The sequence below is a fragment of the Tardiphaga sp. 285_C5_N1_2 genome (genome assembly GCF_052076065.1).
Lineage (GTDB): Bacteria > Pseudomonadota > Alphaproteobacteria > Rhizobiales > Xanthobacteraceae > Tardiphaga > Tardiphaga robiniae.
Genome location: NZ_CP197241.1, coordinates 3,178,379 through 3,195,030 on the forward strand (window position 1 = coordinate 3,178,379; position 16,652 = coordinate 3,195,030).

17 protein-coding genes and 3 tRNA genes are annotated in these 16,652 nt (G+C 60.6%); 9 read left to right on the plus strand and 11 right to left on the minus strand.

Annotated elements, in window-relative coordinates:
• Window positions 1-11 precede the first annotated feature (11 nt).
• The 4 genes from AB7951_RS15170 to AB7951_RS15185 all read right to left on the minus strand — a co-directional run bounded on the left by AB7951_RS15170 (window position 12) and on the right by AB7951_RS15185 (window position 1,575).
• Window positions 12-599, minus strand: a complete 588-nt coding sequence (locus tag AB7951_RS15170) for a NuoB/complex I 20 kDa subunit family protein (protein ID WP_089264564.1) — start codon at window positions 597-599, stop codon at window positions 12-14.
• Complete coding sequence (locus tag AB7951_RS15175; protein WP_068730894.1) at window positions 590-955, minus strand: NADH-quinone oxidoreductase subunit A; 366 nt, start codon at window positions 953-955, stop codon at window positions 590-592. The genes AB7951_RS15170 and AB7951_RS15175 overlap by 10 nt, the downstream gene beginning before the upstream one ends.
• A 231-nt stretch (window positions 956-1,186) precedes the next feature.
• Entirely contained in the window at window positions 1,187-1,396 is a 210-nt protein-coding gene (locus AB7951_RS15180; RefSeq protein WP_120290031.1) for a hypothetical protein, read from the minus strand.
• A complete protein-coding gene (locus AB7951_RS15185) occupies window positions 1,384-1,575 on the minus strand; it encodes a hypothetical protein (protein ID WP_120290033.1) in 192 nt (63 codons plus the stop codon). The genes AB7951_RS15180 and AB7951_RS15185 overlap by 13 nt, the downstream gene beginning before the upstream one ends.
• 74 nt (window positions 1,576-1,649) lie before the next feature.
• On the opposite strand from AB7951_RS15185, the gene AB7951_RS15190 reads away from it, so the two are divergent.
• On the plus strand, window positions 1,650-1,925 hold the full coding sequence (locus AB7951_RS15190) for a DUF3072 domain-containing protein (protein WP_439061507.1): 276 nt from the start codon (window positions 1,650-1,652) through the stop codon (window positions 1,923-1,925).
• Between the two features lie 109 nt (window positions 1,926-2,034).
• Here the strand turns inward: AB7951_RS15190 and AB7951_RS15195 are convergent.
• Window positions 2,035-2,111: transfer RNA gene (locus tag AB7951_RS15195), tRNA-Asp, on the minus strand.
• Window positions 2,112-2,366: 255 nt separating this feature from the next.
• On the opposite strand from AB7951_RS15195, the gene AB7951_RS15200 reads away from it, so the two are divergent.
• The 8 genes from AB7951_RS15200 to AB7951_RS15235 all read left to right on the plus strand — a co-directional run bounded on the left by AB7951_RS15200 (window position 2,367) and on the right by AB7951_RS15235 (window position 9,024).
• Window positions 2,367-2,687 (plus strand): HU family DNA-binding protein, encoded by a 321-nt coding sequence (locus AB7951_RS15200; protein WP_068730898.1) that lies wholly within the window; start codon window positions 2,367-2,369, stop codon window positions 2,685-2,687.
• A 98-nt stretch (window positions 2,688-2,785) separates the two neighbouring features.
• Window positions 2,786-4,045 (plus strand): peptidase T, encoded by a 1,260-nt coding sequence (gene pepT / locus AB7951_RS15205; RefSeq protein ID WP_120290035.1) that lies wholly within the window; start codon window positions 2,786-2,788, stop codon window positions 4,043-4,045.
• A 53-nt stretch (window positions 4,046-4,098) separates the two neighbouring features.
• Window positions 4,099-5,352, plus strand: coding sequence for an FAD-dependent oxidoreductase (locus AB7951_RS15210; RefSeq protein WP_120290037.1), 1,254 nt, complete (start codon window positions 4,099-4,101; stop codon window positions 5,350-5,352).
• Window positions 5,339-7,015, plus strand: a complete 1,677-nt coding sequence (locus AB7951_RS15215; protein WP_120290039.1) for an SDR family oxidoreductase — start codon at window positions 5,339-5,341, stop codon at window positions 7,013-7,015. The genes AB7951_RS15210 and AB7951_RS15215 overlap by 14 nt, the downstream gene beginning before the upstream one ends.
• A 217-nt stretch (window positions 7,016-7,232) precedes the next feature.
• Window positions 7,233-7,967 carry a helix-turn-helix transcriptional regulator gene (locus tag AB7951_RS15220; RefSeq protein WP_089264570.1) on the plus strand — a complete coding sequence of 245 codons (735 nt, stop codon included), beginning with the start codon at window positions 7,233-7,235 and terminating at the stop codon, window positions 7,965-7,967.
• An 82-nt stretch (window positions 7,968-8,049) separates the two neighbouring features.
• A complete protein-coding gene (locus AB7951_RS15225; RefSeq protein ID WP_158596803.1) occupies window positions 8,050-8,664 on the plus strand; it encodes an acyl-homoserine-lactone synthase in 615 nt (204 codons plus the stop codon).
• Entirely contained in the window at window positions 8,664-8,849 is a 186-nt protein-coding gene (locus AB7951_RS15230) for a hypothetical protein (RefSeq protein WP_089264572.1), read from the plus strand. Before AB7951_RS15225 ends, AB7951_RS15230 begins: the two co-directional genes overlap by 1 nt.
• A gap of 98 nt (window positions 8,850-8,947) precedes the next feature.
• Window positions 8,948-9,024 (plus strand) — tRNA-Val (locus tag AB7951_RS15235).
• 14 nt (window positions 9,025-9,038) lie between these two features.
• Here the strand turns inward: AB7951_RS15235 and AB7951_RS15240 are convergent.
• The 6 genes from AB7951_RS15240 to AB7951_RS15265 form a co-directional block, all read right to left on the minus strand.
• Window positions 9,039-9,455 (minus strand): GFA family protein, encoded by a 417-nt coding sequence (locus AB7951_RS15240; protein ID WP_120290043.1) that lies wholly within the window; start codon window positions 9,453-9,455, stop codon window positions 9,039-9,041.
• A gap of 97 nt (window positions 9,456-9,552) precedes the next feature.
• Complete coding sequence (gene lon / locus AB7951_RS15245) at window positions 9,553-11,979, minus strand: endopeptidase La (RefSeq protein ID WP_120290045.1); 2,427 nt, start codon at window positions 11,977-11,979, stop codon at window positions 9,553-9,555.
• Window positions 11,980-12,285: 306 nt separating this feature from the next.
• A complete protein-coding gene (gene clpX / locus AB7951_RS15250; protein ID WP_089264575.1) occupies window positions 12,286-13,560 on the minus strand; it encodes an ATP-dependent Clp protease ATP-binding subunit ClpX in 1,275 nt (424 codons plus the stop codon).
• Window positions 13,561-14,005: 445 nt separating this feature from the next.
• Window positions 14,006-14,641, minus strand: a complete 636-nt coding sequence (locus tag AB7951_RS15255; protein ID WP_089264576.1) for an ATP-dependent Clp protease proteolytic subunit — start codon at window positions 14,639-14,641, stop codon at window positions 14,006-14,008.
• A gap of 310 nt (window positions 14,642-14,951) precedes the next feature.
• The gene (gene tig / locus AB7951_RS15260) at window positions 14,952-16,304 is read right to left on the minus strand and encodes a trigger factor (RefSeq protein WP_120290047.1); all 1,353 of its coding nucleotides are present in this window, start codon (window positions 16,302-16,304) and stop codon (window positions 14,952-14,954) included.
• A 161-nt stretch (window positions 16,305-16,465) separates the two neighbouring features.
• Window positions 16,466-16,550: transfer RNA gene (locus AB7951_RS15265), tRNA-Leu, on the minus strand.
• Between the last annotated feature and the right edge of the window lie 102 nt (window positions 16,551-16,652).

Below are 16,652 nucleotides of genomic sequence, written 5' to 3' on the forward strand. Positions count from 1 at the left end.
GTTCGCGAGTCTTAGCGTTCAATCGTGCCGGTGCGGCGGATCTTCTTCTGCAGCAGCAGCACGCCGTAGAGAAGCGCTTCTGCGGTGGGCGGGCAGCCCGGGACATAAATGTCGATCGGCACGATACGGTCGCAGCCCCGAACCACCGAATACGAGTAGTGATAGTAGCCGCCGCCATTGGCGCAGGAGCCCATCGAGATGACGTAACGCGGCTCCGGCATCTGGTCATAGACCTTGCGCAGTGCCGGGGCCATCTTGTTGGTCAGCGTGCCGGCGACGATCATCACGTCAGACTGACGCGGCGACGCGCGCGGTGCGAAGCCGAAGCGCTCGACGTCGTAACGCGGCATCGACACCTGCATCATCTCGACCGCGCAGCAGGCGAGACCGAAGGTCATCCACATCAGCGAGCCGGTGCGCGCCCATGTGATCAGGTCGTCGGTCGCGGCAACGAAGAAGCCCTTGTCGGACAGCTCGGCATTGACCTCGAGAAAATACGGATCGTTCGCGCCGACCGGCTTGCCGGTGGACGGATCGATGATGCCTTTCGGCGCCTGCGCGATCGCGGGAGCCGAGGCTATGACTGGGCTCAATCCCATTCGAGCGCGCCTTTCTTCCATTCGTAGGCGAAACCGATGGTGAGCACGCCGAGAAACACGATCATCGACCAGAAGCCGGTTGCGCCAAGCTTGCCGAAGGCCACTGCCCACGGAAACAGAAAGGCGACTTCCAGATCGAAGATGATGAAGAGAATCGCCACCAGATAGAACCGCACATCGAACTTCATGCGCGCATCGTCAAAAGCGTTGAATCCGCATTCATAGGCGGACAGCTTTTCCGGATCTGGCTGCTGGTAGGCGACGAGAAATGGCGCGATCAGCAAGGCCAGACCGATGACGGATGCGATGCCGATAAAGACCACAAGTGGGAGATAATTATGCAAGATGCCGTTCATCGGCGAGCCTTACTCCTGCGGCCCTGACTTTGCCACAGATTCGAACATTGGAATGGTTCTGAGGCTTAGCGCAGCGCAACAAGCCATGCAAGACAAGGGATGTTGACAGTTTCATGCCCTGCCATGCGCGGCGCGACGATTGAAACGCAACCTTGCCGATGCATCGCCGGCTGCGACAAACCTCCCGCAGATTCTCAAAAATCCGGCATGACTTCTCAATCGCCGGGACCGTCAAACCTCGCCCGTCGGCGGGTCAGACTTGGCGCTCCTTCCCGGCAACAACATGCCGTCCAGTTCGGCGCGTTTCCGCACCAGCAGCAACTCCGCGGCGGCGTTGTCCATGCCCGCCTGTCGCAACAGGCGGATCGCCGCGCCGAGCTCGGCGATCTGCGCCCGCAATGTGATGATCCTGAGTTGCGGCGGCTCGCTCACGCCAGACATGCCAGCCCCTCACGCTCCGCAATGAGCACCAGCAGGTCGGCCTGCATCCGCCGCAGGCGCATGGAGGCATTGGCACAGTCCAGCCCAGCATTGGTCAGCAGCCGGATATCCGACTGCACCCCTTTCATCTGGTAGCGCAGCCGGGCGATTCTGAAATTCAGGTTGGCGAGCTTGGTCATTTGCGATATAGAACAAAAAGAGAACAAATTGACAAGCCATTGTTTCGACCCAGATCGGATTTTTGGAGGTTCCCATGACCCTTGCTTTGAAGGCCCTGGCTTTGAAGACCCCGGCTTTGAACACCCGCGGTGAGATCGTCGTCCCCGCGATTGCCGCATCGGTATCGTCGTATGAGAGCCTGCCGGATCGCCTCTCCGGGCCGATGACTCGCGGCCAGGCGCTGACGCTGAAATCGCTGGCGATCGAGGCCTATCAGCCCAAACAATTCGAAAAGAACCTGACGCGCGCTGAAGCCGCGCGGCGAATCGAGGCGCTGAAGCAGGAAATCGCGCTCGCAGATTCGTTCTGAGCGCTGGCACGTCAAATGCCGCGCGTGACGTCTGCAACTCTATAATTCTCTTGAGGAAACTTGTGGGGACGACCGCGGATGGACCTGAATCCCGCCATTCCCGATGGAATGGCGCGAGAGACGGGACTCGAACCCGCGACCTCTGCCGTGACAGGGCAGCGCTCTAACCAACTGAGCTACTCCCGCGTGGATCGTCTGCAATCCCGCAGTGGGGCTGGACATAAAGGGACGTCCTTTTGAAGTCAAGGACGTTGCAGAACCATTCCCGGGGACATCACAAGAAGGCGTCGTTGCAGGCTTTGCGAGAAGGCCGTTTTAAGGCCGGAAATGCAAATAAGCCCCTGTTTGCAGGCAAAACAGCGGGGCGGCATCGCTCCGAATCGTTTAAGCCCTGCTGCGTCACAGGTTTAAGACAGACCACCAACGAGAAGGGCCAGATTCATGGCAAAAGCTGCAACCACCACCGCCGCGAAAGCGGCCACTCCTCCCACCATCACGCTGAAGCATCTCGCCGCGGCCCTGGCTGAAGATCACGAGCTGTCGAAGAAGAAGGCCGAAGAAATCCTCGGTGACATGGTGGAGCGCATCACCAACCACCTCAAGAATGGCGAGCGTATCCGTATCGTCGGCCTTGGCATCCTTCAGGTCCGCAAGCGCGCCGCCCGCATGGGTCGCAACCCGGCGACCGGCGAGCAGATCGAGATCGCAGCCAGCAAGAAGGTCGCGTTCCGGCCGGCCAAGGAACTCAAGGAAGCCGTCTGATCGACCGCTTGAACTGATCTCATTCCGGGCCGCGTCCTCGTGACGGCCCGGAATGAAACTTCTAAGCTGTGAGGACTTCTGCAATCAGATGGTGCCCTTTGACAGCAACTCCCCTCTTCGATTTCGCCCATGACGTGACTGCGTGCTTCCTGCGCTATGTGGTGATCGACACCCAGTCCGACCCCGCCTCCCCCACCTGCCCATCAACCGAAAAGCAGAAGGATCTCGGCCGCGTACTCGCGCAGGAACTGCGGGACCTGGGGCTCAGGGACGCGCATCTCGACGAGCATGGCTATGTCTATGCGACGATCCCCGCGACATCGGACAAGAAAGTGCCGGTGATATGCTTCTGCTCGCATATGGACACCTCGCCCGACTGCAGCGGCAAGGACGTCAAACCGCAGATCGTCAGGAACTATCGGGGCGGCGATATCATGCTGCCGATGGACACAACGCAGGTCATCCGCGTCGCCGACAATCCGGCGCTGAAGGACCAGATCGGCCATGACATCATCACCACCGACGGCACCACTTTGCTGGGCGCCGACAACAAGGCCGGCCTTGCCGAGATCATGGATGCGGCACGTTTCCTGGTTGCCAATCCACAGATCAGGCACGGCACCATCAAGATCCTCTTCACGCCCGATGAAGAGATCGGCCGCGGCGTCGACAAGGTCGACCTGACAAAGCTGGGCGCCGACTTCGCCTACACCATGGATGGCGAGACCGCCGGCTATGTCGAAGACGAGACTTTCTCGGCCGACGGTGCCGTCATCACCATCGAAGGCGTCAGCGCGCATCCCGGCTTTGCCAAGGGCAAGATGGAGCACGCCATCAAGATCGCCGCCGCAATCGTCGAGCGACTGCCGAAAGACACCTGTTCGCCTGAGACCACCGACGGCAAGCAAGGCTTCCTGCATCCGATCGGCATTTCTGGCGCGCTTGAAAAAGCGACGCTCAGTCTGATCGTGCGTGACTTCACAGATGACGGCCTTGCCGAGAAGGAAACGCTGCTGCAATCCATCGTCGACGACGTGATGACGGCCTATCCGCATTCGACGGCGACACTCGAAATCAAGCAGCAATACCGCAACATGAAGCAGGTGATCGACCGCTATCCGCAGATGGTCGAATACGCCGTGGAAGCGATCCAGCGCGCCGGGCTCAAACCCGTCCGCAGCAGCATCCGCGGCGGCACCGACGGATCGCGGCTGTCCTTCATGGGCCTGCCCTGCCCCAATATCTTCGCCGGCGAACACGCCTTCCATGGCCGTACCGAATGGGTCAGCGTTCAGGACATGGAAAAAGCCGTGCAGACCATCGTGCATCTCGCGATGATCTGGGAAGAAAAAGCATGATGATGGCGTGTCTCTGTCCCGCCGGTTCGTCGTCACTGATCGTGCGCTAAACCATGCGCGCTCCGCTCGACGTTGCAATCATCGGCGCGGGCGTCGCGGGACTTGCGGCCGCAACGCTGCTGACGCGTGCCGGTCATCGCGTGGTCGTTCATGAGCGCTTCGAGACGTCGCGGCCACTCGGTTCGGGCCTGATGCTGCAGCCGACCGGTCTGGCGGCTCTGGACCGGCTCGGACTTCGCGGTTCGATCGAGGCGCTGGGCGCGCGTATCGGGCGCCTGCACGGCATCACCGAACGCGGTGGCACGATCTTCGATCTGCTCTATGCCGACCTTACGCCGGAATTCTACGCAATCGGCATTCACCGTGCCGCGCTGCACGGTGAATTGTGGGCCGCCTTCGCGCGATCGGGCGCGACGCTGGAAACCGGCAGGCTTATCGTCGATATCGAGGCGCGCGCCGACGGGCGCTCGTCGCTGCAAGACGAAAATGGCCGCAGCCGACTGGGCTTCGATCTTGTCATCGACGCATCAGGGGCGCGGTCGCGTTTCCGTCCGCTGGTGTCGCAAGCGGCCGCGCAGGATTTCAGCTACGGCGCTGTATGGGCTGCAGTCCCCGATATCGGCATCGCTGACGGCCAACTGGCGCAGCGTTACGTCGCGGCACGGATCATGATCGGCTATCTGCCGGTCGGCCGCGCGTTGCCCGGCGGGCCGCCGCTGGCGGCATTGTTCTGGAGCCTAAAACCCGGAGATTATCCGCAATGGCGCGATGGTTTCGAACCATGGCGCGAACAGATCGTAAAACTGTGGCCTGCGCTTGCGCCGGTCGTTGCCGGCTTAACCAGTCCAGATGACCTCACGCTGGCGACTTATGTGCACTACACGGCACGAAAGCCGTTCAAGGGCGCGCTGGCCCTGATCGGCGATTCAGCGCACGCGACTTCGCCGCAACTCGGCCAGGGCGCCAACAACGGATTGCTCGACGCACTGGCGCTGGCCGATGCGCTTGCGTCTTGCACCGATGTGCCGTCGGCACTCGCGCGTTACGCACAGGTTCGACGCGCACATGTCCGCTTCTATCAGCTGGCGAGCCGAGTGATGACGCCGTTCTTTCAGTCGGATTCCGGCGCGCTGGCTTTGATGCGTGACCTCACCTTTGATCGCGCCGCGAAGTTACCTTATCTACGCCGGCACATGCTGCACACACTTGCGGGTCTCAAGACCGGTATTTTAACGCACCGCTTACCCAGTGATCTGGCCGGCGATTCCGCTGTCGGCTTCGACCAGGCTGCCAATGCAGCCATTTGAACGCAGCGTGTTGCTGGTCGGAGCCACAGGCGCTTTCGGCGAGCGGCTTGCGGCAGGTCTCATCCGGTCCGGCATCGCCGTGATCGCGGTCGCGCGCAACACCGCGCGGTTGGAAAAACTCGCTCAGCAGCTCGGCACGCAAATATCTATCGAGACCTGCGAGCGCAGCCGCATCGACACGCCGTTCTTGAATGCCCTTCGCAGCCGCTATCCCGGTGTCTATGCCATCGCAGACTCGTCCGGCCCGTTTCAGGCCAGCGACGATCGCTTGCCTCGCGCGGCCATCGGTGCCGGCCTTCACTATGTCGACCTTGCCGATGCCCGCGATTTCGTAGGCCATATCGGCAACCTCGATCAGGATGCCCGCTCGGAGGGGGTTGCCGTCTTGTCAGGCGCAAGTTCGACGCCCGCACTGTCGCATGCGGCCCTCGACAGGTTGTTGGCCGACGCGCGCGCGGTCATCTCGATCGACGTTAGCATTGCGCCGGGCAACCGGGCTCCACGCGGGCTGAGCGTGGTCAAGGCCATCCTCTCCACGGTAGGCCAACCGGTCCGCGTGTTTCGCAGCGGTCGCTGGAGTGAATATGCCGGCTGGAGCCTTGGCAAAAAAGTGACGTTGCCTGGCATTGGCAGTCGTCCTGTCGCATTATGCGAAACGCCTGATCTCGATCTCCTCGTCTCGCGCTATCATCCCAAGGCAGATGCCATCTTTCGCGCCGGTCTTGAACTCGGTCTATTGCACTACGGCGTTGCCGCGCTCGGACTGTTCGTCCGTCTCGGCCTCATCAAGACGCTCACCCCGCTGGCGCGGCCGTTGCGAGCCATCGCCGATCTCTTCAAGCCCTTCGGCTCCGACCGCGGCGGCATGCGGATCGATGCACTCCTCATCAACGACAAAGGCGATCTTACACGTCGGGTCTGGACGCTATCGGCAAATGCAGGCGTCGGCCCCTATATTCCGACGCTGCCGGCGCTCGCGGCGCTGAAGATGCTCGCTGATAACAGTCTATCGTGGCGCGGCGCTGCGGCATGTGCCGGCATCATTCCGTACGACGTCATTGCTGCTGAGTTTGCCCATCACGGCATCACGGCAGAGCAATCCGAGACGGCGGCGCCACCGCCTCTAATGAAACGACTGCTCGGCGCCGACTATGACACTTTGCCTGCCGCCATCCGCGATAGCCACGACGTGAGTGGCGTTCTCGTGCTCGAAGGCCGTGCCGATGCGACCAGTCCTGATGGGATCATCACTGCTATGTTTTCACGTGTATTTCGCTTTCCGCGCGGCGGCACGAACATGCCGCTGCGCGTAGAAATGCGCAGCGAGAACGACGGGTCGGAAACCTGGACCCGGATCTATCCCGATGTGACGATGCGCTCGAACTTGCGCAACGTCGATCCGTTCACGCATTGTCTGGACGAGGTGTTCGGGCCAGTCGCCATCAGACTGGAATGGAAAGCGACGGATTCGGATCTGACGCTGCACATCGTCGGTGCACGACTTCTCGGACTTCCCTTGCCGTCCATCCTGCAACCCCGCTCCAGCGCCCGCGAAAGCGTGGACAACAACGGCCGTTTCCATTTCGATGTGGATATCGCGATGCCATTGGTTGGCTCGATCGTCAGATACAAAGGGTATTTGACCCCCGCTGCGCTAAGCTAGGCAGCCTTTCCGGTAACTGGGAACCACTAAACATAACTATCATGAGGCCGCCCAAGCCGCATCATTCGTGACGGAACGGTGTATAGTTGTGGTGTCAATCGAATGGCGAATTGCGCGCCGTGACGGCCGCGATATCCTCCCCAGTACATACTACAAATTATAATAAGAATTATTTCCCAAAAACATAGCTCCATTTCAGCTGATATGCAGGCGCGCCATGGGGTCATTCAAAGGCAAGCATTTTCAGACCGCGTTGTCGGCCATCGAAAGCATTGCCAATGCCGCCTCCATGTCTGCGGTTGGCGATGTCGTGGCCGCTACGGCCAAATCGTTCGGCTACAACCACATCTGCTTTCTGGCCTCGACCGGCGTCAACCAACCGTTCGAAGATCGCGTGCTGCTGAAAGTATGGCCCAAGCCATGGGCCGAACAATATAGCGCGTCCAATTTCTATGCCTCGGATCCCGTTGCGCCGCGGATCCGCCGGCAACCCGAGCTGTTCACCTGGTCCGACATCCGGCTCGATGAGGTCAGCCCGATATCACGGACGATCATGGAGATCGCGTCTGTCGATTACGGATTGAAGTTCGGCCTCTGCGCACCCGTGCACGGCATGAACGGCTATCAGGCCGGCTTGTCACTCGCAGGCTACGAAGTCGAAAATACCGAAGACGCGCACGGCGCTATCGAGCTCGTCACCATGTATGCGTTCAACCGCTTTGCAACGCTTCGCTCTCACCAGCGTGCGAAGTTGATCGCCCTCACCTTGCGGGAGCGCGAGGTCGTCAGCTGGGTCGCTGCCGGAAAGACCGCTTGGGACACGAGCGTCATTCTCGGTATCTCCGAGGATACGGTGAACAAGACTGTCACCGCCGCCATGCACAAGTTGAATGCGCATACGCGCGCGCAGGCCGTGGCCGAAGCGATCACACAAGGACTGATCGCTTTCTGAATTGTCAATCCCCTGCCCACGGAATATCGCGACCAAACTCATCATGAGACCCCTCCACGCAGACGAGCGTGGAGAGCTTTTTATGATCGAGGTCATTCACAGCGGTAATGCTGGGCAGTTCGGCGATCTCCTGGACAAGCAGTTTCGGTTACGGCACGAGGTCTTTGTCGGCGAGCGCGGCTGGACCGCCTTCGATGTCGATGGCGAGCACGAGAAAGACCAGTATGACGATGATGCCGCCGTCTATCTGGTCGCGGCCGACGACGCAGGCACTGTCGCAGGCGGCTTCCGGCTCTATCCAACCGTCTTGCCTCACATGCTCAGCGAGAATTTTGCGCAGCTTGTCGATGGCGCGCTGATCCAGCGCCGCGATGTGTTCGAGCTGACACGCTTTGCCATGCGCAAATCCGAACGCCGCAGCCATCACTATTTCGAACTGCTGCTCGCGATTCAGGAATATGGCCTGATGGAAGGCCTGTCCGGTTTCACCTCGGTCATCAATCCCTTGCGCATCCCGATTCTTCAGGGCTTCGGACTGGAGATCGAGCCGCTGGGATTGCCAGCCATGATCGATGGCGAGGCCACCATCGCCGTGCTGTTTCATGTCAGCGAAAAGTGTCTCGCCCGCGTCAGCAAGAGTGTCGCCATCAAAGACAGCGTCTTTGCACTGCCTCAGACATCCCGGCGGATCGCCTGATGCCGATGTCCCCCAATCAGTTCCAGGTCATTCAGGGCGGCAAGGACAGCGACGAGCTGATCGTCACGATGCTGCAAGCTTTGCGGTTGGCAAACGCATGCGGGTCCGAGACGACCTATGATCTGCTGCGCATGGCGCTGTTGAACGAAGGCGTTCAACTCGCCAAGGTGCTGGCGGCGCGCTAGGCGAAACACCTGAGGGCGAGATCGGAATATCCACGCGGGAACGTCTTGCCGCGACGGAGTGCTGGCGTTAAAGAGAGGCCGTGAGGGTGATTGCCCGAGGGCGGCTAGCTCAGCTGGTTAGAGCATCTCGTTTACACCGAGAGGGTCGGGAGTTCGAATCTCTCGCCGCCTACCACCTCCCCTGGCCCTCTATGGATCGTTCGATCCCTTTGGCCGCGCTGGCAGTTCCGCAAGATCATAAACCCAGGGCGCGGCTGACCGGCACCAAATCTGGCGTCGTGGCGGCAGCTCGGCGCGCTGGCGGATACTGCCCCAGCGAATACCCCACTCGTTATCCTCAGCCTCCTCGCCACTGGCGAATATCGGCGAGCCGCAGTCCCCGCAAAAGTGCTGCAGCCGGTTGAGACCGTTGTCGCCGCGTTTGACATAGATCTTCGGCGCACCGCCCGTCATCTCGATCGTGTCGGCCGGCGTCAGTACCGTGACGCGATAGGGCGAACCCGTCAGCATCTGGCAATCCGTGCAGTGACAGATCGACACCCGCTGCGGATCGATCGTCGCGCGATAGCTGATGAAGCCGCAGTGGCATTGGCCGTCGATCTGCATCGTCCCGTCTCCCGAACATCTCAAGCAACTGCGATCTTGCCATAAAAAAAAACGGCGCCCCGAAGGGCGCCGCTGATTGTTGTCGAGGATATCAGCCTTAGTGGGCCGTCAGACCGCTGCCGGCCTCTTCCGCGCCGTCGGCCTTCACCGGCAGCTTGGTATCCTCTTCCCAGACGATCGCCTTCGGCGCTCGCACCAGGGCGTTGGCGATCACCTCGTCCATCCGGGCGACCGGGATGATGTTCAGCCCGCCCTTGATGGCGTCGGAGATCTCGGTGAGATCCTTGGCATTGTCCTCGGGGATCAGCACCGTCTTGATGCCGCCGCGGGCCGCTGCCAACAGCTTCTCCTTCAGACCACCGATCGGCAGGATCCTGCCGCGCAGCGTGATCTCGCCGGTCATGGCGACATCGTGACGGATCGGAATGCCCGTGAGCACGGACACGATCGTCGTCGCCATCGCCACGCCTGCGGACGGACCGTCCTTCGGCGTTGCACCTTCGGGCACGTGGACGTGGATGTCGCGCCGCTCGAACAGCGGCGGCTCGATCCCGAAGTTGATCGCGCGCGAGCGGACATAGGACGCCGCTGCCGAGATCGATTCCTTCATCACGTCACGCAGGTTGCCGGTGACGGTCATGCGGCCCTTGCCGGGCATCATGACGCCTTCAATGGTGAGCAATTCACCCCCGACATCCGTCCATGCCAGACCGGTGACGACACCGACCTGATCGTCGCTCTCGATCTCGCCGTAGCGATACTTGGACACACCCAGGAACTCTTCGAGATTCTTCTCGGTGACCTTCACCACCTTCTTCTTCGAGAGCATCAGCTCCTTCACGGCCTTGCGGGCCAGTGTGGAGAGCTCGCGCTCCAGATTACGCACGCCCGCTTCGCGGGTGTAGCGGCGGATCATCAAGAGCAAGGCGTCGTCGTCGATCGACCATTCCTTGGCATCCAGACCGTGCTTCGAGAGCGCGATCGGAATGAGATGCTTGCGGGCGATCTCGACCTTCTCGTTCTCCGTGTAGCCGGCGATCCGGATGATCTCCATACGATCCATCAGCGGGCCCGGAATATTCAGGGTGTTTGCCGTGGTGATGAACATCACGTTCGACAGATCGTAGTCGACCTCCAGGTAATGATCAGCAAAGGTGCCGTTCTGCTCGGGGTCGAGGACCTCAAGCAGAGCCGACGACGGATCGCCGCGGAAATCGGCGCCCATCTTGTCGATCTCGTCCAGCAGGAAGAGCGGATTCGTCGTCTTGGCCTTGCGCATCGACTGAATGATCTTGCCGGGCATCGAACCGATATAGGTCCGGCGATGCCCGCGGATCTCCGCCTCGTCGCGCACGCCGCCGAGCGACACGCGCACGAACTCACGTCCGGTCGCCTTGGCGATCGACTTGCCGAGCGAGGTCTTGCCGACGCCGGGAGGACCGACGAGGCACAGGATCGGCCCGCTCAGCTTGTTGGCGCGCGTCTGCACCGCGAGATACTCGACGATGCGGTCCTTGACCTTCTCCAGTCCGTAGTGATCGTCGTCCAGCACGGCCTGCGCCGCGGCGAGGTCCTTCTTGACCTTGGACTTCTTGCCCCACGGAATCGACAGCAGCCAGTCGAGATAGTTGCGCACGACGGTCGCTTCCGCGGACATCGGCGACATCTGGCGCAGCTTCTTCAGCTCATGCTGTGCCTTCTCGCGGGCTTCCTTCGACAGCTTGGTCTTGGCGATCTTCTCTTCGATGTCGGCCAGCTCGTCGCGACCTTCGTCGTCGCCGAGCTCCTTCTGGATCGCCTTCATCTGCTCGTTGAGATAGTACTCGCGCTGGGTCTTCTCCATCTGGCGCTTGACGCGCGAGCGGATGCGCTTCTCGACCTGCAGCACCGAGATCTCGCTCTCCATCAGGCCGAGCACCTTCTCCAGGCGCGCGGTGACGGACAGCGTTTCCAGGATGCCCTGGCGATCTGCGATCTTGACGGCGAGATGCGACGCGACAGTATCGCCGAGCTTGGCGAAGTCAGTGATCGCCTGCACGACACCGACGACTTCGGCGGAGATCTTCTTGTTGAGCTTCACATAGCTCTCGAAATCCGAGACCACCGAACGCGACAGAGCTTCCGCCTCGACGCTCTTCGCATCGGTATCGGCCAGCGCGACAGCCGTCGCTTCGTAATATTCGGTGCGATCGGAATACTTCTCGACCTTGGCGCGCTCGAGCCCTTCCACCAGCACCTTCACGGTGCCGTCGGGAAGCTTCAAAAGCTGCAGCACGCTGGCGAGCGTACCGATCTCGTAAATCGAGTCCGGCGATGGATCATCGTCCGACGCATTCTTCTGCGTGGCGAGCATGATGAGCGCATCATTCTTCATCACCTCTTCGAGCGCGCGGATCGATTTCTCGCGGCCAACGAAGAGAGGCACGATCATGTGCGGGAAGACGACAATGTCGCGCAGCGGCAACACCGGATAGGAGTGGCTTTCGCCGTGAACAATGGTTGGCCGGGGTTTGGAGGCAGTCATGGCCCATTCCTTTTGCTGTGCCCCCTTGCAAGCAGTCCGCCCGATGGCGCAACCGCACAAGGTGCCGATTTTCCGTCTTTGCTCGGCCGTCTCAGGCTCTACGTGTCCGGATCGTTATGGCGAATCTTGAGGGAGATTTTGTGTTCGCCGAGAGCATTAGGTGGCTATGGGCCGGGGGGGTGTCAAGTCACGGAAATACCCATGAACAAGGGCGGTTTACAGAGCGTAGCAGCAATAAAATAGGCGGCTGCCGATCACCGGCAGCCGCCTATTGAACTTAAGTCGATGGGCCCGAAAGCTGCCCGATCAGGCGCTTGCGCTGCTCTCCGCCGTCCGGTCCGAACGGTCGGCGTAGATGTAGAGCGGGCGAGCCGTCCCATCCACAACCTCCTTGGAGATGACGACTTCCTCGACACCTTCCAGACCGGGCAGATCGAACATGGTTTCGAGCAGGATGCTCTCCAGGATCGACCGCAGACCACGTGCACCTGTCTTGCGTTCGATAGCCCGGCGGGCCACCGCACCCAGCGCCTCGTCGGCGAAGGTCAGCTCGATGTTCTCCATCTCGAACAGGCGCTGGTACTGCTTGACCAGCGCGTTCTTCGGCTCGATCAGAATCTTCTTCAGCGAGGTCTCGTCGAGATCCTCGAGCGTCGCGACCACAGGCAGACGGCCGACGAATTCGGGGATCAGGCCGTACTTCAGCAGATCTTCCGGCTCGACGTGGCGGAAGATCTCACCGGTGCGGCGATCTTCGGGTGCCAGAACCTGCGCTGCGAAGCCGATCGAGGTGGTCCGTCCGCGCGACGAGATGATCTTCTCGAGGCCCGAGAACGCACCGCCGCAGATGAACAGGATGTTCGTCGTATCCACTTGCAGGAATTCCTGCTGCGGATGCTTGCGGCCGCCCTGCGGAGGCACGGAGGCAACGGTGCCTTCCATGATCTTCAACAGTGCCTGCTGCACGCCCTCACCCGACACGTCGCGGGTGATCGACGGATTGTCCGACTTGCGCGAGATCTTGTCGATTTCGTCGATATAGACGATGCCGCGTTGCGCACGCTCGACATTGTAGTCGGCCGCCTGCAGCAGCTTGAGGATGATGTTCTCGACGTCCTCACCGACATAACCGGCTTCGGTCAGCGTCGTCGCATCGGCCATCGTGAACGGCACATCCAGAATGCGAGCGAGCGTCTGCGCGAGCAGCGTCTTGCCCGAACCGGTCGGACCGATCAGCAGGATGTTCGACTTCGCGAGTTCGACGTCGTTGTGCTTGGTCTGGTGGTTGAGGCGCTTGTAGTGGTTATGCACCGCGACCGAGAGAACCTTCTTCGCATGGAACTGACCGATGACGTAGTCATCGAGCACCTTGCAGATTTCCTTCGGCGTCGGAATGCCGTCGCGCGACTTGACCAGCGAAGACTTGTTCTCCTCGCGGATGATGTCCATGCAGAGTTCAACGCATTCGTCGCAGATGAAGACGGTAGGACCCGCGATCAGTTTGCGAACTTCGTGCTGGCTCTTGCCGCAGAACGAACAATACAGCGTGTTCTTGGAGTCGCTGGTACCGACCTTACTCATTCCTATCTCCGTCCGCCGTTCGATCTTTGTCTGCCGGTCGCCCAGTTACGGGACATATCCCGTAGATAGAGCAAAATCCGTACCAAAAAAGACCTCGTTCCAGAATGCCGCTCGAATCACGGCTCACTCGAATCCCCGCGATACTAACCGATCCGCATCAGCGAACCATGCTGACAGCCGATGATCAAGAATTCGCTAATCGGCTCCATCGCCTGGAGCGTGACAATAGCGTGATTTGCGGCATTTGCGCGGGAGAACCCCGAAAATTGGGGAACGTTGCGTGAATGACACCACCCGACCAGCACGAAAGCGGAACTCTCGCGTCTGCTGGCGTCGGCACATAGTACCAATTCGGGAATAACTTGATCGATATGGCTTGCTTGGGACAGGCGGCGCGCGGGCGCCGTCTGTCTCGGTCTCGATATGTTCGCCGAAACGGCGTCGTTTAGGCCGGCTTCGCCGGGGTCGATTCTTCAGCGCGCTTGTCAATGACCTTGTCGATCAGCCCGAAATCCTTCGCCTGATCCGCGGTCATGAAGTTATCGCGCTCGAGCGCGTTGTGAATGTCCTCGTAAGCACGTCCCGTGTGCTTCACATAGATCTCGTTGAGCCGGCGCTTCAGGCTCTCGACTTCCTTGGCATGGATCAGGATGTCGGTGGCCTGGCCCTGGAAGCCGCCTGACGGCTGATGAACCATGATGCGGGCGTTCGGCAGCGCAAAGCGCATGTCCTTTGCGCCAGCCGTCAGCAACAGTGAGCCCATCGACGCGGCCTGACCGACGCACAGCGTCGACACCGGCGGACGGATGAACTGCATCGTGTCGTAGATCGCCAGACCCGACGTCACCACGCCACCGGGCGAGTTGATGTACATCGAGATTTCCTTCTTCGGATTCTCGGCTTCGAGAAACAGAAGCTGGGCAACGGTCAGCGTCGACATGCCATCTTCGACCGGACCGGTCACGAAGATGATGCGCTCCTTCAGAAGGCGCGAAAAGATATCGTAAGCCCGTTCACCGCGGTTGGTCTGTTCGACCACCATCGGGACGAGGTTCATGTAGGTTTCTACCGGATCGCGCATTGATCACCCGAAAGGTTGGAGGAGACACACGTCCATCGGCAAGACTGGAACCGGTTACGGTTTGCCGGGAGAGGACGAACGTCCCGTGATGCAGGAACAACAAACAGAGCCCACAGATATGGACCAATCGAGCAGCAACAAGACCACCGGTCCACATGCCGCCCTGAACCTCAGTTCAAGCCGATTCGGACGGCCACCGCAAAGCGCTGGAGCCCTTTTGGAACCTGTTTCGAGCGGTATCCTTAACGTCAAAACGCCGGCTGGCGGACCCGGCCGGCGTTTCTTTTAACGTCTTCTAAGAAGCTGCGGCTCAGGCCGCGGTCTTCTCGTCCTCGTCCTTGTAAAGGTCGTCCTTGGACACCTTCTTCTCAGTCACATTGGCCAGTTCGAGGATGAAGTCGACGACCTTGTCCTCGTAGATCGGTGCACGAAGCTGGGCCAGCGCGTTGGGATTGCTGCGGTAAAAGTCCCACACTTCCTTCTCGCGGCCCGGCATCGAACGGGCGCGCTCAATCACGGCACGGCTGACCTCGTCATCGCTGACGGTGATCTTGTTCTTCTCGCCGATCTCCGAGAGCACGAGACCGAGACGAACGCGGCGATCGGCGATCTTGCGGTACTCTTCCTGAGCGGCTTCTTCGGTGGTGTCCTCATCGGCGAAGGTCTTGCCCGACGACGCCATCTCCTGCTGGATCGAATTCCACATCAGCTTGAACTCTTCGTCGACCAGCGACGGAGGCGCATCGAATTTGTGGGTCTCGTCGAGACGGTCGAGCAGCAGGCGCTTGACGCGCTGGCGGGTCGCACCGGCGAATTCGGCAACGAGACGCTCGCGTGCGGCTTCCTTCAGCTTGTCGAGGGACTCGAGGCCGAGGGTCTTGGCGAACTCGTCGTCGATCACGGTGTCGACGGGCGATTCCACCTTGGCCGCAGTGGTCTCGAACTCGGCGGCCTTACCGGCCAGCGTCTCGCTCGCATAGTTGACCGGGAACGACACCTTGAGGGTGCGGGTCTCGCCGGCGGCGATGCCGATCAGCTGGTCCTCGAAGCCCGGGATGAAGGTGTTGGAGCCGATCGCAACCGGGATCTCCTCGCCGGTACCGCCCTCGAAGGCGACGCCGTCGATGGTGCCCTTGAAATTGACCGTAACGCGGTCGCCTGACTCGGCCTTGCCAGCCTTCTCGGTGAACGAACGGTTCTGGTCGGCGACGCGCTTGATGGCTTCATCGACGTCCGCATCGGTCACTTCGGCCACCGGCTTTTCGACGGTGAAGCTCTTGAAGTCGGCGAGCGCGATCGGCGGCACGACTTCGATGGCGACGGTGTAATTGAGGTCCGACTTGCCCGACAGGATGTCTTCGACTTCCTTCTGCTCGGTCGGCATCGTGATCTTCGGCTCGGAGGCGAGCTTGAAGCCACGCTCGGTGAAGATCTGCGTGTTGGTGTCGCGGATCAATTCATCGACGGTCTCGGCGGCAACCGAGCGACCATAGAGACGCTTCAGGTGACCGACGGGAACCTTGCCCGGGCGGAAGCCGTTGAGCTTGACCTTGCCCTTCATGTCATCGAGGCGCGCATCGACCTTGGCTTCGATGTCGGCAGCCGGCACGTTGACCGAGAACTCGCGCTTCAATCCCTCGGAGAGGGTTTCATTCACCTGCATGGCGTCAATCTTCTTCCCGCTTGGTCCGGCCCAATGGCCCGGACATTGTAAATCTGTGCGGCATCAGGCCAGAGCCTGCGCCGGTGGTGCGAACTGTCTCTGCAAGGCCAACCTTGCGGAAACACGTCCGAAAATCGTCATGGTCAAACGCTATGTGCGCTTGGTGCGGGCGGAGGGACTCGAACCCCCACAACTTTCGTCACTGGAACCTAAATCCAGCGCGTCTACCAATTCCGCCACGCCCGCGAAAAACATCATGTCCGGCCGCGATGTCGCGAGCGGCGGGCTTATAACATGGGGACCGTGGTTCGCAGCAAAAAAATGGTCACATAGCGGCTTACTTGCCGC

Bases quoted from the DNA above. Each gene is read 5' to 3' on its own strand.
- AB7951_RS15200 (WP_068730898.1), top strand. From the start codon at position 2,367: ATGGCAAAAGCTGCAACCACCACCGCCGCGAAAGCGGCCACTCCTCCC.
- AB7951_RS15220 (WP_089264570.1), top strand. From the start codon at position 7,233: ATGGGGTCATTCAAAGGCAAGCATTTTCAGACCGCGTTGTCGGCCATC.
- AB7951_RS15210 (WP_120290037.1), top strand. From the start codon at position 4,099: ATGCGCGCTCCGCTCGACGTTGCAATCATCGGCGCGGGCGTCGCGGGA.
- AB7951_RS15240 (WP_120290043.1), bottom strand. From the start codon at position 9,455: ATGCAGATCGACGGCCAATGCCACTGCGGCTTCATCAGCTATCGCGCG.
- AB7951_RS15215 (WP_120290039.1), top strand. From the start codon at position 5,339: ATGCAGCCATTTGAACGCAGCGTGTTGCTGGTCGGAGCCACAGGCGCT.
- clpX (WP_089264575.1), bottom strand. From the start codon at position 13,560: ATGAGTAAGGTCGGTACCAGCGACTCCAAGAACACGCTGTATTGTTCG.
- AB7951_RS15170 (WP_089264564.1), bottom strand. From the start codon at position 599: ATGGGATTGAGCCCAGTCATAGCCTCGGCTCCCGCGATCGCGCAGGCG.
- tig (WP_120290047.1), bottom strand. From the start codon at position 16,304: ATGCAGGTGAATGAAACCCTCTCCGAGGGATTGAAGCGCGAGTTCTCG.
- AB7951_RS15175 (WP_068730894.1), bottom strand. From the start codon at position 955: ATGAACGGCATCTTGCATAATTATCTCCCACTTGTGGTCTTTATCGGC.
- AB7951_RS15225 (WP_158596803.1), top strand. From the start codon at position 8,050: ATGATCGAGGTCATTCACAGCGGTAATGCTGGGCAGTTCGGCGATCTC.
- AB7951_RS15255 (WP_089264576.1), bottom strand. From the start codon at position 14,641: ATGCGCGATCCGGTAGAAACCTACATGAACCTCGTCCCGATGGTGGTC.
- AB7951_RS15230 (WP_089264572.1), top strand. From the start codon at position 8,664: ATGCCGATGTCCCCCAATCAGTTCCAGGTCATTCAGGGCGGCAAGGAC.
- AB7951_RS15180 (WP_120290031.1), bottom strand. From the start codon at position 1,396: ATGTCTGGCGTGAGCGAGCCGCCGCAACTCAGGATCATCACATTGCGG.
- lon (WP_120290045.1), bottom strand. From the start codon at position 11,979: ATGACTGCCTCCAAACCCCGGCCAACCATTGTTCACGGCGAAAGCCAC.
- AB7951_RS15185 (WP_120290033.1), bottom strand. From the start codon at position 1,575: ATGACCAAGCTCGCCAACCTGAATTTCAGAATCGCCCGGCTGCGCTAC.
- AB7951_RS15190 (WP_439061507.1), top strand. From the start codon at position 1,650: ATGACCCTTGCTTTGAAGGCCCTGGCTTTGAAGACCCCGGCTTTGAAC.